Genomic DNA, 14,597 nt, shown 5'->3' with positions numbered 1-14,597 from the left:
CATGAAGCGGATTATCATCGCCCTCGTCGCCGCCGCGCTGCTCGGCACCGCCGCCGCCGTACCCCCGTCGCCGGGCTCGCCCGGCCTCGGCGACCCGCTCTTCCCGACGCTCGGCAACGGCGGCTACGACGTGCGCCACTACGACGTCTCCTTCGACTTCACCCCCGTCACCTACGACTTCTCCGGTGTCGTACGGTTCACCGCGAAGGCCACCCAGGCCCTGTCGTCCTTCAACCTCGACACCGACGGGCACGCGATCGACGCCGTCACCGTCGACGGCGAGCCCGCCACCTGGGCGCTCTCCCCCGGGCAGAGCGGTCAGGAGCTGACCGTCACGCCCGCCGAGCCGCTGCGCGAGCACGTCCCGTTCGAGGCCGAGGTGCGCTTCCACGGCAACGGCAAGGCGCCGCGCGCGGGCCTGACCGGCTGGCGCTTCGGCCCCGACGGCGGGTTCGCCGCCGCCGCGCAGTCCAGCAGGGCCGACACGTTCTTCCCCGTCAACGACCACCCGTCGGACAAGGCCACCTGGACCTTTCGCGTCACCGCCCCCGAGGGGTACGTCGCCACCGCCAACGGCGAGCTGACCGGCCGTGACGGCGGCACGTGGACGTTCGAGGAGCGTGAGCCGATGGCCTCGGAGCTGATCGGCCTCGCCGTGGTCAAGGGCACGTACGTCTACGGCACCGGCCCGCACGCGCTCCCGCTGCGGCACGTCGTCCCGCAGGGCCAGGAGGCCAGGTACGCGCCGATCGCCGCCGAGACCGGTACCCAGATCGCCTGGGCGGAGGCCAGGTTCGGCCGGTTCCCGTTCTCCACGTACGGGGTGCACATCTACCCGGGATACAGCGACGCGCTGGAGAACCAGACGCTGTCGCTGTTCGGCACCGGGTGGTTCGACCGGCCCACGTACTCCAACACGATGGTGCACGAACTCGTCCACCAGTGGTTCGGAGACTCGGTGACCCCCGCCACCTGGCAGGACGCCTGGCTGAACGAGGGCCCGGCCGTCTACTACGCGGCCGTGTGGGCGCAGGAGCACGGCGGCCAGCCGCTGGCCGACAAGATGCGCGGCGTGTACGCCAAGCTCGACGAGGTCCGCGCCAAGGACGGCCCGCCCGGCAGGCCGAAGGGCCTCGGCGGCTACAACATCTACGACGGCGGCGCCCTCGTCCTGTACGCCCTGCGCACCGAGGTCGGCGAGGAGACGTTCGACCGGATCATGCGCCGGTGGGTGCAGCGCAACAAGGACGGCAACGCCTCCACCGAGGACTTCATCACCCACGCCGCTGCCACCGCCCACCGTCCCGCCCTGGACGGATTCCTGCGCGCCTGGCTCTTCGGCACCCAGAACCCCCCGCTGGAGGGAATGTGAACGCCGCGATCGCCCTCGCCCTGACCCTGGCCCTGGCCCCCGCGGCCGCCCCGGCCCCGAAGGTCTTCCACGTCGCCCCGGACGGCCGGTCCGCGGCCTGCAACCAGGTCAACCCGTGTTCCCTGGAGACCGCGCGGGACAAGGTCCGCGAGGCCCTGGCCGGCGGCATGGACCGCGACGTCGAGGTCCGCCTGGCGGGCGGCGTCTACCGGATGGCCGCGCCGCTCGTCCTGGACCGGCGCGACTCCGGCCCCGACGGGCACACGGTGACCTGGACCGCCGCCCCCGGCGCTCGTCCGGTGCTGTCCGGCGGCGTGCCGATCACCGGCTGGCGGCAGGAGGGACGCCTCCAGGTCGCGCCCGTCCCCGAGGGACTCTCGCCCCGGCAGCTCTTCGTCGGCGGCGTACGCGCGGTCCGGGCACGCGGCGGGTCGTGCCCGGCCTCGACCTGCGACGCGACGAAGACGGGCATGACCGGCGCGGTTAAGAGCGGGGTCGCGGGCTGGGCCGACCCGGCGAACGCCGAGGCGGTCATCAAGGTCAGGTGGCGGAACTACCGCTGCAGGATCGACCGCGTGGACGGCGACGTGATCACCTTCGTCCAGCCGTGCTGGACGAACTCCGCGAGCGGCACCGGCCGCACCGGGCCCGCGTGGGACTCGACGACGGTCGACTCCTCCCGGTACTCCAAGGTGTCCTTCTTCGAGAACGCCGCCGAGCTGCTCGACGAGCCGGGCGAGTTCGTCTTCGACCGGACCGCCCGTACCGTCTCCTACCTGCCCCGGCCGGGCGAGCGACTGGACGACGTGATCGCGCCCGCCACTGAGACATTGCTGCGCCTGGAGGGCGCGAGCCGGGTCAGGATCGCCGGGCTGACCTTCGAGCACGCCGCCTACCGGCAGCCGGACACCGCCGAGGGGTACGCGGGCACGCAGGGCGGCCTCACCCTGACCGGCGCGACCGGCCCCGAGGACCACGCCGGCCGCTTCTACACCAAGCCGGCCGCGGCCGTCGTCGTGCGCGGCGGCCGGGACGTGACCTTCGACGGCGCCGCGTTCGCGCGCCTCGGCGGCGCCGGCGTGATCCTGGAGGGCGGCACCAAGGACTCGGCGGTCACCGGCTCGACGTTCACCGACCTGTCGTCGGGCGCGGTCTACGTCGGCGACACCGACCCCAATCCCCCGGCCGAGCTGCGCGGCGAGCGCAACACGGTGGCCCGCAACACCATCACCTGGACCGGCCGCGAGTTCACCGACGCGGTGGGCGTCTGGGCGGGCTACGAGTCCGGTCTGCGCGTGGACCACAACACGCTGGAGAAGCTGCCGTACTCGGGCGTGTCGGTCGGGTGGGGCTGGAACCAGCCGGTGGCCCAGAACCCGGACATGCGCGACAACCGGATCACCGGCAACAGGATCGTGGACGCCATGATGGTCGCTGAGGACCAGCACGACGGCGGCGCGATCTACACCCAGGGCCCGCAGCCCGGCACGGTGATCTCCGGCAACTACCTCAACCGGTCGGCGTACGGCAACACCGAGCGCGACGGCAACGGCGTCTACCTCGACGAGCAGAGCTCCCACATCACGGTCGAAGGCAACGTGATCACCCGCGTCGGCTACAAGTGGATCTCCAACTGGGCCGGGTACGGCATCGACAACCTCGCGACCGGCAACTGGACCGACACCACCGCGCCGGAGCTGTCCGGCCGCGGCTCGCGGCAGGTGGACAATCACACCGCCCTGGAACGGCTGCCCGACGCGGCGCTCGCCGTCGCCGCAGCGGCGGGCGCGAGCCCCGGCCCGGTCGAGCAGCTTGAACCCGACCTGGCCAGGACGGGCAGCGCCACCCAATCCGCCACCGAGGGCACCGCGGCGGCCGCCAACGCCCTCGACGGCTCCACGGTGACCGACACCAGGACGACGTCCGCGCCCGGCTCCTGGTGGCAGGTCGACCTGGGCGGCCTGCACCGGATCGGCACGGTGGAGATCTGGAACGACGCCTCCATGACCACGGCCGACACCGAGCTGCTGGTCTCGGCCACGCCCGACTTCGCGCAGGCCACGCGGGTGCCGCTGCCGGGCCGGGCGCTGCGCCCGTCCGTGGTCGCGGTGGACGCCGAGGGCCGGTACGTGCGGATCCAGCGGACCGGCACCGGCAGGATCGGCCTGTCGGCCGTCATGGTGCACCCATGAGCTGGTTCACGCAGGCCCGGTTCGGCCTGTTCATCCACTGGGGCATCTACGCGGCGGCCGCCCGCCACGAGTGGGTGCAGTCGTACGAGAAGATGGACGACGAGCGCTACCGCCGCTACTTCGACCACTTCGACCCCGACCTCTACGACCCGGCCGCCTGGGCCGACGAGGCCGTCAACGCCGGGATGAAGTACCTGGTCGTGACGAGCAAGCACCACGACGGCTTCTGCCTGTGGGACTCCGGCCTGACCGGGTTCAAGGCCCGCCGCGACCTGCTCGCCCCCATGCTCGACGCGTTCAGGGAGCGCGGCCTGCGTACCGGCCTGTACTACTCCCTGCTCGACTGGCACCACCCCGACTTCCCCAACGACCTCTACCACCCCCGCCGGGAGGAGGACCTCGGCGAACGCGACATCACCACATACGCCGACTACCTGCACGGCCAGGTCCGCGAGCTGCTGACCCGCTACGGCCGCATCGACACGATGTGGTTCGACTTCTCCTACGCCGGGCGCGGGTTCGGCGCCAAGGGCCCCGACGAGTGGCGTTCGGCCGAGCTGGAGCGGATGGCCCGCGAGCTGCAGCCGGGCATCCTCGTCAACAACCGGCTCGGGCTCGGCGGCGGCGACTTCACCACGCCCGAGCAGGTCATGCCGCCCGGCGGCGTGCCCGGCCACCGGCCGTGGGAGGCGTGTCAGACGCTCAACGGCAGCTGGGGATACCACCGCGACAACCAGGACTGGAAGCCGGTCGAGCTGCTGGTGAAGATGCTGGTCGACACCGTGTCCAAGGGCGGCAACATGCTGCTGAACGTCGGCCCGAACGCCCGGGGCGAGTTCGAGCCGCGCGCCCTGGAACGGCTGCGCGGGATCGGCGCGTGGATGCGCCTGCACGCCCGGTCCATCCACGGGGCGGGGCCCGCGGAGTTCGAGGCCCCGCCCGACTGCCGCTACACCCGACGCGGCGACCGGCTCTACCTGCACCTGCTGTCGTGGCCGATGCAGCACGTGCACCTGCCGGGCCTCGGCGGCCGGGTGGCCTACGCCCAGTTCCTGCACGACGCCTCGGAGGTGCCGTTCGTCGAGATCGACCCGAAGGAGCCGTTCCACCACTACCTGCGCGGCCTGCCGGAGGACACCCTGACCCTGCGGCTGCCGATCACCCGCCCCGACGTGACGATCCCGGTCGTCGAGCTGTTCCTGAGGCCCTAGTGCTGCGTTCCTCAAGGGTGTAGGTGAACCGTCGGCGTAGCTGTCGTGGTGGCGGTGGTGTCCACGTTCATGGGGGAAGCCCCCCTCGACGTCGACCACACGGGCATCCGTCGTGTCGGATGGGTGTGGGAGGTGACACTTGGCCCTGGTTGTCTGTCTGCAGCCTGAGCCGCACCTCGGGCCCGAAGAGCACGAAACTGCCCGCCGTCATGAGTCGATCCCCGACGCCGCGAGCGCCTGCGGCCGTTCGCCGGCGGTTGTCCGGCCGTTGCGGCGGAGAGTCCGGCGCCCGTCAGGGCTGCGGCAGCGGGATGATCTTGCGGTACTTCCCTCCGGCCGACTGCTCCGGTGGCTCCTCGGCGCGCTCGATCGTCACGTGACCGGCCTTGTGCTCGGTGAGCAGATGGACGGCCCGGTCGTGGGCGGCCTGCCAGACGCGGTCCGCGTCGGCGCCGCCGGCGGCTCGCAGGCGTACCCGCAGGACGGTGGGTGCGGTCTGGACGAGCTGGAACTGTTCCATGCCGGGAACGGCCAGCGCAGTGCTGAAGGACATGGGCGAGATGCCGACGCGCTCGCCGGACCCGGTGGGAAAGGTGAGCAGATCGGCCGCACGCCCCAGTGCTCAGCCAGGGCGGTCATCTTGCCCAGGTAGCGGGCGGCCAGTTCCAGGTGGGTGTAGGCGGTGTCCTCATCGACGGCCCGCTCTCGACCGCCCTGCGGCCTCGCTCGGACGGTTTCCACCGCCAGTTGTCACTGGCCGGTTGGCGTTCGGGGTCCAGGTAGATCAGGCCGTCGGCGAGCAGCCCCCATATCGCCTCTCACGCCTCGTGTGGCCGGCAGGCCACCACCGTCGTTCATCGCAGCTGCTCAGCTTGGCAGCAACTCGCTGAGCAGCTTCTCCACTCGTAGGCGGATGTCGTCACGGACGACTCGGACGGCGTCGATGCCCTGTCCGGCCGGGTCGTCGAGCTTCCAGTCCTCATACCGCTTGCCGGGGAAGACGGGGCAGGCGTCGCCGCAGCCCATGGTGATCACGGCGTCGGAGGCCTCGACCGCGTCGATGGTGAGCACCTTGGGCTGCTCGCCGGTGATGTCGATGCCGACCTCACGCATGGCCTCGACCGCGACCGGGTTGACCTGGTCGGCGGGCGCGGACCCGGCAGAACGGACCTCGACCCGGCTGGCGGCCAGGTGGGTGAGCCAGCCGGCGGCCATCTGGGAGCGTCCGGCGTTGTGCACGCACACGAACAGGACTGACGGCATACCGGTGATGGTCTCGGGGGTGCTTTCAGGCACGGGCGGGCTCCTCGGCGGTGGGGTGGAACAGGCGGCGGCCGGCCAGGCTGACGTAGACCAGGGCGACCAGAACGGGAACCTCGATGAGCGGGCCGACCACGCCCGCCAGGGCCTGGCCGGACGTGACGCCGAAGACGCCGACCGCGACGGCGATGGCCAGCTCGAAGTTGTTGCCGGCGGCGGTGAAGGCCAGTGTGGTTGAGCGTTCGTAGCCCAGGCCGATCAGCTTGCCGGCCAGGAACGACCCGCCCCACATGAGCGCGAAGTAGGCCAGTAGCGGCAGCGCGATGCGCGCGACATCGCCGGGCTGGGAGGTGATCGTGTCGCCCTGCAGGGCGAACAGGATGACGATGGTGAACAGCAGCCCGTACAGGGCCAGCGGGCCGACCCGTGGCAGGAAGCGGCTTTCGTACCAGTCCCGGCCGCGGGCGCGTTCGCCGAGCTGCCGGGACAGGTAGCCAGCGGCCAGCGGGATGCCGAGGAAGATGAGCACGTACCGGGCGATGTCCCAGGCCGAGACCTCCAGCGCGGACTGCGACAGGCCGAGCCAGCCGGGCAGCACCTGCAGGTAGAACCAGCCCAGCGCGCCGAACGCGACCACCTGGAAGACCGAGTTGAACGCCACCAGGACGGCGGCGGCCTCGCGGTCGCCGCAGGCCAGGTCGTTCCAGATGAGCACCATGGCGATGCACCGGGCCAGCCCGACGATGATCAGGCCGGTGCGGTACTCGGGCAGGTCGGGCAGGAAGGTCCAGGCCAGCGCGAACATGACGGCCGGGCCGAGCACCCAGTTCAGCACCAGCGAGGACAGCAGCAGGCGGCGGTCGCCGGTGACGGCGCCGAGCCGGTCGTAGCGGACCTTGGCCAGCACCGGGTACATCATCAGCAACAGCCCGAGCGCGATCGGCAGCGAGATCTCGCCGACCTTCACCGCTTCCAGCGCGGTGTTCAGCCCCGGGACGAGCCGTCCGAGCAGCAGCCCGGCGGCCATCGCCGCGATGATCCACACCGGCAGGAACCGGTCGAGCGCGGACAGACCGGCGATGACGCCCTGCGCAGGCGCGGGGGCCGACGGCGCCGACGTCGGGGAAGAGGAAGAGGACACCAGGCTTGCTCCTCAGACGGTGGCGGGCACGTCGAGCAGGGCCGACAGCTCGCCCAGCGTCTCGGGAACCAGCCGGTAGTACACCCAGGAGGCACGCCGCTCCGAGGTCAGCAGCCCGACCTCCTTGAGCACCTTCAGGTGGTGGCTGATGGTCGGCTGGGACAGCTCGAACGCGCCGGTGATGTCGCACACGCACACCTCGCCGCCCGCCCGGCTGGCCACGATCGACAGGATGCGCAGCCGCACCGGGTCGCCCAGCGCCTTGAACACCCGCGCCACCCCGGCCGCCTGCTCGGCGTCCAGCGGCTCGCGCATGAGCGGCGGGCTGCACTCCAGGATCTCCAGCAGTTCCATCACTGCCCTTCCATATAGACGTTCATCGAAATAGGTATCTGTCTATATTGACATCTGCCGATGCGTGCTCCGCACGCGGGGACGGCGGGCATCAGAGGGTGGGGATCTCCAGGTCGGCCAGCAGGGTGCGGACCCGGCGCTCGATGTCGTCGCGGATGGGGCGGATCTGCTCGACCGCCTTGCCGTCGGGGTCGTCCAGGTCCCAGTCCAGGTAGCGCTGGCCAGGGTAGACCGGGCAGGCGTCGCCACAGCCCATGGTGACCACCACGTCGGCGGCCTGGACGATCTCGCTCGTCCACGGCTTGGGGAACTCACCGGTGATGTCGATGCCGCGCTCGTGCATCACCTCCACGCCGGCGTCGTCCTTGCCCTCGACGCGGGCCGGCGCGCGCAGCCGCTGGCGGGCGAACCGCTCGGCCAGCAGTGGCAGGTAGTCGGCGATGACGGCCCGGCCGGCGAACTGGTCGTAGCTGGTGTGCAGGAACCGCTCGATGGTCTCGGTGCCGAAGGTACCGGCGAACTCCTCGGCGAGGGTGCGAGCTGCGGTGAGCAGGGCGTGCTGCTGATCGACGGTCAGATCGGCGTGACGGTAGGTGCTGTCCATGGAGGGCTCCGGCGACGTCGCTCATATCGACAGCTGTCGATTTCGATGTTCATCGATATTGGCAGCTGTCGATGTCGCGAGGGTGAACGCCGGGCCAACAGCGAGTCCTTGCGAGCCCTTGCGGGCTCTCAGGCGCCGACCACTGCGCTGCGGCGTTCGACCAGCAGCACGTCGCGCCAGACGCCGTGGTGGCGGCCGACGCGCTCGCGGCTGCCCACGACGCGGAAACCGAGTGCCTGGTGCAGGCTCAGGCTGGCGGCGTTCTCGGCGAAGACGCCGGACTGGATCGTCCAGACGCCGGCGTCCTCGGCGGCGGCGATGAACGCCGCCAGAAGCGCGCGGCCGATGCCGTGGGCCTGGCAGCCGGGGTGGACGTAGACGCTGTGCTCGACCACGCCCGCATACACCGGCCGGGACGAGACCGCCGTGGCGGCCACCCAGCCGAGCACCTCGCCGGAGTCGGTATCCACCGCCACGTATCGCAGGTGCGGCAGCCGGCTCGCGGCGAATCCCTCCCAGCTGGGCACGGTGGTCTCGAAGCCGGCCTGGCCGGTGTCCAGCCCGGCCTGGTAGATGGCCAGCACCTCGGGGGCGTCGCTCTCGCGCATTGGCCGGATCTCCAGACCGGGCCCGATGGCGGGCTTGACGGCCTGGACGATGGCCGAGTGCACCCCGTCGCCGTGATCGGCGGTCAGCGTGATGGCGATCTGGACGAAGCCGGCCGCGCTCAGCAGATCCCGGTACTCCTGCATGGTGAGCGATCCGGCGGCGCAGCCGATGCGCTGCTCGGCCCGCTGCCGCGCCTGCTCGTCCAGGACGTGCGCGGTGACGACGTCGCTGACGCCGAACCTGCCGCCCGGTCGCAGCACCCGGAACGCCTCGGCGAGCACCGCCGCCTTGTCGTCGGACAGATTGATCACACAGTTGGAGACGACCACGTCGACCGCGTGGCCGGGCAGCGGGATCGCCTCGATCGTGCCGTGCAGGAACTGCACGTTGGCGACATCCGCCTGTTCGGCGTTGCGCTGGGCCAGTTCCACCATGGCAGGGCTGGCATCCAGGCCGAAGACGGTGCCGTGCGGGCCGACCCGGCGGGCTGACAGCAGCACGTCGATGCCGCCTCCGGAGCCGAGGTCGAGCACCGTCTCGCCGGCACGCAGTTCGGCGATGGCGACCGGGTTGCCGCAGCCCAGGCTGGCCCGGAGCGCCCCGTCGGGGAGCGCGGCGGCGTCGTCGCCATAGCCGGCCGGGCCGAAGCCGCCGTCGGTGAACGCGCCGGGGTCGCAGTCGGCGATGCGCTGCCCGGTGAGCGCGGCGCGGGCCAGGGCGGAGTAGTGGTCGACGATCTCGTCATGGGCCATGAGATCTCCTCACTCGCAGACCGGCGCGGCCGGCACGGGGTTGCCCATCACCACGTCCGCGGCGGTGGGGAAGCAGCTCACGCAGTTCTCGTTGATCCGGTACAGGCCTGACGTGCCCTGCCGCTCGACCAGAACGAACCGCACCTCGGCCAGGATCTTCAAGTGGTGCGAGACGGTGGACTGACCCACCCCGGACGCGGCCACGATCTCGCCCACGCTCATCGGCGCGCGCCGCCGCGCCAGCAGCGACACGATCTGGATGCGGGTGGCGTCGGCCAGGGCCTTGAACCAGCTCGCGTACTCCTCGGCCTCCGCGCGCGGCAGGGGCCCCGAATTCACATTCATCGTTAATCGACGATATTAGATTAATAGCTCATGCGGAAGCCCCTACTTCTCTTCGGGGGAGATCGTATGTACGTGATAATGGTCTGTTATCACGTACATGAGCGATCATGGCGACACGGCGAGCAGGAGATGCCTCCGCCGGGACAGTGCGCGACTCCGGCACGTTATCCGGTACATCGCCTCCGACGGCACGCGGCGGCCGACATGAGCCCCGCGCCGAAGATCACCGCCCTGCGCGGCGAGCACGTCACCCTCGCCGCGGCCGCCGACGCCTTCCTCGCCACAGCGCGCACCGCCAACCCCGACACCCACCGCGCCGCCGTCACCTCCTGGCTCACCTGATGCCAGACCAAGAAGCACTGGGCGGCACCGTCGGTCCCGGCTGAGGCCGAACGCCGCAAGGAGACCGCCGACGAGACCCGCGCCGTCGCCAAGACCACCATCCACCGGCTGCTGTCCCGCCGCGACATCCCCCTGCGGGAGAAGACCCTGTGGCGGATGCTGTATGAGCCGCGGCACGGGCCGCGGAGATCCTGGCGCTCAACATCGAGGACTTGGATCTGGAGCACCGCCGCGCTCCCGTCCGCTCCAAGGGCGGCACCGCTCACCTGCTGCCCCGGCTGCTCCGGCTCCCGGACGGCAGCGCGCGTACACGCGGCCCGCTGTTCCTGTCGGAACGCCGCCCCGTGCCCGCTCGCCGCCCGGCGGACGCCGACATGTGCCCGCACACCGGGCGCGCCCGCCTCGGCTACGACCGCGCCCGCGTCCTGTTCGAGAAGTACGCCGGGCTCGACCTCCACCAGCTGCGCCACTCCGCCGCGACCCACCTCGGCGAGGCCGAAGTACCGCTGCAGCTCATCATGGGCAAGACCCGGCACAAGAACCCCCGCACCGCCATGCGCTACGTCAAACCCGGGGCTGAGGCCATCGCCAAGGCCACCGAGGTCCTCGCGCCCCGGCGTCGCACCCACTGATCACCAAATCACGGATCGCCAACAAGCGAAGAGGTCACAGGTCGCTACCGCTAATTCCTGCACTCAGCCTCCTCGAAGGCCGATCTTCTTCGCGCTGCTCCTGCTGCTCACCGGCCGCTACGCGGCGCTGGACCACCTGGCCGGCCCCGGGCTCGCCCGGCTGCGGCAGGAGGTCTCCGCCTGAGCGCCGCGGACAAGGTTAGTACCGCCAGGCGTACACGCCGTCGTAGTCCGGGCTCTCCGAGGTCCACAGCAGCAGGCCGCCGTCGTCGTCGAGCTGCGGCCGGATGTACGGGTAGGAGCGGATGCAGCCCGCCGTGGCGAGGGCGGCCATCTGGCTGTCCAGGAGCTGGCCGGCGGTGGAGATGCGGGCGTAGCCGACCAGCGCGCCAGACAGCACCGCCGGCTCGGCCTGCAGCGGGTCGTCGCCGAGCGATCCGTCGAGCAGCAGACCGTGGCCTGATCGCGTTTCTCAGGGGAGGAGTTGGCCTCGGTGCGCAACGTAGGCAGCAGGTCGCCGGTCGTGGTGCCCCGATCGAGGGATGGCGCAGCGGACGAACGACGCTGCGGCCGGTGCTGGATGGGCGGTCAGCTCGCAGAGATGGCCAGGACTCCGATGAGGGATACCGCGATGCCGATCTGCTGGGCGCGTTCGAGACGCTCTTTCAACACGATCCGGGCCAGGGCGATGGTCACGATGGTGTGCAGCGAGCCGAGGACGGCGGCGATGCTCATCAGGCCCAGCGTCGAGGCGGTGGTGTAGAGGAAGTCGGCCACAATGATGAGGGCGCCGATCAGGGCGAGGAGTGGCAGGTCGGCCCGAGGGACGCGCACGCGGTGGCGCTTGAGGGTGATGACGGAGGTCAGGGCGAGCACGGCGGTGAGGCGGGCGATCAGCAGGGCCCAGCCGACGTCGCTCTCGCCGGCGTCGTGCATGGTGAAGAAGAAGATCCCGAAGCCGAGTGCCGCCAGCAAGCCGTACAGGATGCTCGGCATCGTCCGGGGGCCGGGGCCCGTGTCCGCGCCCGATCGGTAGGAGGTGACCACCAGGCCCATCATGGCCAGAGCCAGGCCGGTGAACTGGAGCGGGCCGGGGATCTGTCCGGCCGCCAGCCCGATCAGGAGCGGGAGGGCCGGTGCGGTGGCCGCGACGGGCGCGACGATGGACATCTTGCCGACCGCCAGCCCGCGGTAGAGGGCGGCGATGCCCGCGAGCTCGCCCAGTCCTGCGACGGCGGCGTGTCCGAGGGACGAGGCGTCCGGCGGGCCGGTCCCTCGGGCGGCCGCCATGAGCGCGAGCAGGACGAGCGCGGTGGATTGGGAGATCAGCAACACTGACAGCACTGGGAGGGCCCGGCTCCTGAGCCCGCCGAGGAAGTCGGAGGCTCCCCAGACGAGGCTGGCGCCGAGGGCGAGGACGATCGCGAGCATTCAGGCCCCTCGGTTGCCGGCGGTGTGGTCGAGGATCGCCGGGATGAGCAGGTCCCACAGGTGGGGCGGGAAGACCTCGTGGCCGGTCTGTTCCATGGCGATGAGGTGGGCGCCGGGGATCTCCGCCGCCAGGGCGCGGCCGTGGCCGAGGGGGACGAACGGGTCTTCGGTGCCGTGTAGGACAAGCGTCGGGGCCTCGATCAGGCCGAGCCGGTGCCGCCACGGCTCGCCGGCGTCCAGCAGGAACGGGTTGGTCAGCTGCGCGGCGATGTCGATGGTGCGGTCAGCGACGCGTTCGGCCAGCCGCCTCATGGCCTCCTCATCGAAGGGCCGCGCGTGGGCCGCGAAGGGCCGTTCGGCCTCGACGAGGTAGGCGATGACCGCATCGCGGTCCGACCAGTCGGGCTCGGCCTGCTCGGTCGCGAACAGCTCCTGCAGTTCGGTCGACATCTGCGGTAGATCGTCGTGCTCGCGCCCGGGGCCGCCAGGCGTGGTCGCGCAAGTTGTGGGCGGGAGCCCCGGCTGGTGAGCCGGTCGACCGGCCCGCGTCCCGGCTGTCGTACCGGATGACGTAGCGGCCTGCGGCCGCCAGCCTCGTCACGAACTCCTCATCCCAGTTGAGCAGGGAGTGGCCGCCGCCGTGGATCAGCAGGATCGCGGGATCGGCGGGGGAACCGGAGGTCTCGACGGCCAGCTCGATTTCGTTGACCTTGATGATCTGCATCATCTGCCACCTTCGACAATCTCCGTTACATGTAACGGAGAAGCTAGCAGCAAAGTCCGTTACATGTCACCAATGTTTCGTACACTGCCGTCATGACCGACGCACCGAGGCACCGCGGAGCCGCCCTCGACGCCTGGGCCGCCTACCGTCGACTCCACCTACTCGTGGACGGCGCGATCGCCCGTGATCTGGAGCAGAACTCGGGCCTATCGATGCCCGACTACGAGGTGCTTGCCGCAGTGGCGAGGTTGGCGAGCGAGAAGACCTGCGTGAGGGTGATCGGCCTGGCCGCCTACATGCACTGGGACCACAGCCGCCTGTCGCGTCAGCTCGGCCGCATGCAGCAGCGCGGCCTGATCGCCCGCGAGGCCTGCGAGCTGGACGGCCGCGGCGACGACGTCGTCCTGACCGAGGCCGGGCGGCAGACCTACGATCGGGCCACCCCTGCCCACCTGGCCTCGATCGAGCGTCACTTCACCAGCCTGCTGTCAGCCCAGCAGCTCAACGCCCTGACCGGCATCGCACACGCCGTCGCAGCCCTACGGTGAATGGTCGTCATGCGCGCGCGAGCTCGGCGGGCCGGGGCTGAGTCTTGGCGAGCCGGGACACCTCACCCGGCACCTGACCGGCACCCTGCCGACGCACGAGCCAGCACGAACTCCGCCAGGACGGCGCGGCTCGAAGGCGGCAAGATCTGGACACGGGATTGCAGGGACCGATCGCCCAGCGCTACTCGACAGGTCAGACGTCGAGGACCGCTTTTCCGGCGACGCGGCGAGCGAGCAGGGCATCGGCGGCTTCCATCGCCGTGTTCCATGGTCCGCGCCAGCCGACCTGCGCGACCAGTTCGCCCGTCGCCAGCAGTTCGACCAGGCGGGCAAGGTCGTCGCCGAACGGCGTGCTCACGTTGAAGTTCTCGATCCTCCCTCGCGCCGATCGCGTGCCCGCCAGCTCGAAGTCGATGATCGTGCTCTCGCGGGCCGCCCGTCCGATGGCCATCGCCACGCCGTCGTCCTCCAGCCGGTAGAACGCCTGCGCGAGCTGCCTCCCGCCCACGTTGTCCAGCACGCCGTACACGCGGCCCTCGGAGGTTCTCCGGGCCGATCACGACCTCCGCGGCGCCCAGTTCACGCAGGCCCTGAGCGCGGGCGGGGCTGCCGACGGAGGCGACGACACGGGCTCCAGCACGGGCGGCGAGCTGTACGGCGAAGCGGCCGACGCCGCCGGACGCCCCGGTGACCAGGACGCGGCGGCCCGCCACCGGGCCGAGCCGACCGACCGCCTGCAGCGCCGTGACCCCGGCGACCGGCAGTGCGCTCGCCTGCCCCAGGTCGACGGCCTCGGGAACGACGGCCAGCTCGGTGGTGTCCACGGCGCGCAGCTCCGCCCAGGCCCCCGACCAGCCAAAAGTGACCACGCGGGCACCGACGGCAGGACCTGAGCCGTCGGCAGCGGCCTGGACGACCACTCCGGCGGCGTCCCAGCCCGGGACGTACCCAGGCCGGATGTCCGCGCTTCTGAAAGCGATCTCGCCGAAGTTGAGCGAGAATGCCGCGACCTGGACCAGCGCCTGTGAGGGCGTGGGCACCGGGTCGGGCACGACCTCGAAGGAGAGGTCCGGGTTGAAG

General features: G+C 71.1%; 18 protein-coding genes. 7 read left to right on the top strand and 11 right to left on the bottom strand.

What is annotated here, in order from left to right:
• Position 1: 1 nt before the first annotated feature.
• Genes ABZ459_RS46810 through ABZ459_RS46800 form a run of 3 tightly spaced genes read left to right on the top strand, consistent with a single transcriptional unit; the run spans position 2 to position 4,775 of the window.
• A complete protein-coding gene (locus ABZ459_RS46810) occupies positions 2-1,372 on the top strand; it encodes a M1 family metallopeptidase (RefSeq protein ID WP_357985899.1) in 1,371 nt (456 codons plus the stop codon).
• A complete protein-coding gene (locus ABZ459_RS46805; protein ID WP_357985897.1) occupies positions 1,369-3,564 on the top strand; it encodes a right-handed parallel beta-helix repeat-containing protein in 2,196 nt (731 codons plus the stop codon). Before ABZ459_RS46810 ends, ABZ459_RS46805 begins: the two co-directional genes overlap by 4 nt.
• Positions 3,561-4,775, top strand: a complete 1,215-nt coding sequence (locus ABZ459_RS46800; protein ID WP_357985894.1) for an alpha-L-fucosidase — start codon at positions 3,561-3,563, stop codon at positions 4,773-4,775. Before ABZ459_RS46805 ends, ABZ459_RS46800 begins: the two co-directional genes overlap by 4 nt.
• 292 nt (positions 4,776-5,067) lie before the next feature.
• Here the strand turns inward: ABZ459_RS46800 and ABZ459_RS46795 are convergent, their stop codons facing one another.
• The 7 genes from ABZ459_RS46795 to ABZ459_RS46765 form a co-directional block, all read right to left on the bottom strand.
• Positions 5,068-5,328: a hypothetical protein gene (locus ABZ459_RS46795; RefSeq protein ID WP_357985891.1), complete on the bottom strand. Its 261-nt coding sequence runs from the start codon at positions 5,326-5,328 to the stop codon at positions 5,068-5,070.
• 314 nt (positions 5,329-5,642) lie between these two features.
• A complete protein-coding gene (locus ABZ459_RS46790) occupies positions 5,643-6,038 on the bottom strand; it encodes an arsenate reductase ArsC (RefSeq protein ID WP_357986007.1) in 396 nt (131 codons plus the stop codon).
• 25 nt (positions 6,039-6,063) lie between these two features.
• Positions 6,064-7,176: an ACR3 family arsenite efflux transporter gene (gene arsB, locus ABZ459_RS46785; RefSeq protein ID WP_357985888.1), complete on the bottom strand. Its 1,113-nt coding sequence runs from the start codon at positions 7,174-7,176 to the stop codon at positions 6,064-6,066.
• 12 nt (positions 7,177-7,188) lie between these two features.
• Positions 7,189-7,530, bottom strand: a complete 342-nt coding sequence (locus ABZ459_RS46780; RefSeq protein WP_357985885.1) for a metalloregulator ArsR/SmtB family transcription factor — start codon at positions 7,528-7,530, stop codon at positions 7,189-7,191.
• 91 nt (positions 7,531-7,621) lie between these two features.
• Positions 7,622-8,134: a three-helix bundle dimerization domain-containing protein gene (locus tag ABZ459_RS46775; protein WP_357985882.1), complete on the bottom strand. Its 513-nt coding sequence runs from the start codon at positions 8,132-8,134 to the stop codon at positions 7,622-7,624.
• A 128-nt stretch (positions 8,135-8,262) separates the two neighbouring features.
• Positions 8,263-9,495: a GNAT family N-acetyltransferase gene (locus ABZ459_RS46770; protein ID WP_357985879.1), complete on the bottom strand. Its 1,233-nt coding sequence runs from the start codon at positions 9,493-9,495 to the stop codon at positions 8,263-8,265.
• Between the two features lie 9 nt (positions 9,496-9,504).
• Positions 9,505-9,840, bottom strand: coding sequence for a metalloregulator ArsR/SmtB family transcription factor (locus tag ABZ459_RS46765; protein ID WP_357985876.1), 336 nt, complete (start codon positions 9,838-9,840; stop codon positions 9,505-9,507).
• Positions 9,841-10,044: 204 nt separating this feature from the next.
• Between ABZ459_RS46765 and ABZ459_RS46760 the strand changes: the two genes are divergently transcribed.
• Together ABZ459_RS46760 and ABZ459_RS46755 are read left to right on the top strand one after the other, a co-directional pair.
• Positions 10,045-10,182 (top strand): hypothetical protein, encoded by a 138-nt coding sequence (locus ABZ459_RS46760; protein ID WP_357985873.1) that lies wholly within the window; start codon positions 10,045-10,047, stop codon positions 10,180-10,182.
• A 212-nt stretch (positions 10,183-10,394) separates the two neighbouring features.
• Entirely contained in the window at positions 10,395-10,814 is a 420-nt protein-coding gene (locus ABZ459_RS46755; protein WP_357985870.1) for a tyrosine-type recombinase/integrase, read from the top strand.
• Between the two features lie 199 nt (positions 10,815-11,013).
• Here ABZ459_RS46755 and ABZ459_RS46750 read toward each other — a convergent pair whose 3' ends face one another.
• The 3 genes from ABZ459_RS46750 to ABZ459_RS46740 form a co-directional block, all read right to left on the bottom strand.
• Positions 11,014-11,214: a hypothetical protein gene (locus ABZ459_RS46750; RefSeq protein WP_357985867.1), complete on the bottom strand. Its 201-nt coding sequence runs from the start codon at positions 11,212-11,214 to the stop codon at positions 11,014-11,016.
• 188 nt (positions 11,215-11,402) lie between these two features.
• The gene (locus ABZ459_RS46745) at positions 11,403-12,245 is read right to left on the bottom strand and encodes a DMT family transporter (RefSeq protein ID WP_357985864.1); all 843 of its coding nucleotides are present in this window, start codon (positions 12,243-12,245) and stop codon (positions 11,403-11,405) included.
• Positions 12,246-12,695 (bottom strand): alpha/beta fold hydrolase, encoded by a 450-nt coding sequence (locus ABZ459_RS46740; protein WP_357985861.1) that lies wholly within the window; start codon positions 12,693-12,695, stop codon positions 12,246-12,248.
• A 366-nt stretch (positions 12,696-13,061) separates the two neighbouring features.
• Between ABZ459_RS46740 and ABZ459_RS46735 the strand changes: the two genes are divergently transcribed.
• Positions 13,062-13,517, top strand: coding sequence for a MarR family transcriptional regulator (locus ABZ459_RS46735; protein WP_357985858.1), 456 nt, complete (start codon positions 13,062-13,064; stop codon positions 13,515-13,517).
• A 193-nt stretch (positions 13,518-13,710) separates the two neighbouring features.
• On the opposite strand, the gene ABZ459_RS46730 is transcribed toward ABZ459_RS46735, so the two are convergent.
• Positions 13,711-14,037 carry a zinc-binding dehydrogenase gene (locus ABZ459_RS46730; protein ID WP_357985855.1) on the bottom strand — a complete coding sequence of 109 codons (327 nt, stop codon included), beginning with the start codon at positions 14,035-14,037 and terminating at the stop codon, positions 13,711-13,713.
• Between ABZ459_RS46730 and ABZ459_RS46725 the strand changes: the two genes are divergently transcribed.
• Entirely contained in the window at positions 14,027-14,410 is a 384-nt protein-coding gene (locus ABZ459_RS46725) for a hypothetical protein (protein WP_357985852.1), read from the top strand. The two genes, ABZ459_RS46730 and ABZ459_RS46725, sit on opposite strands and share 11 nt — an antisense overlap.
• Positions 14,411-14,597 lie beyond the last annotated feature (187 nt).

Origin of the sequence: Nonomuraea sp. NPDC005692 (genome assembly GCF_040631115.1) — a bacterium.
Taxonomy (GTDB): Bacteria; Actinomycetota; Actinomycetes; order Streptosporangiales; family Streptosporangiaceae; genus Nonomuraea.
The sequence above is the reverse complement of the archived record's forward strand: the minus strand, read 5'-3'. Positions and strand labels throughout refer to the sequence as shown.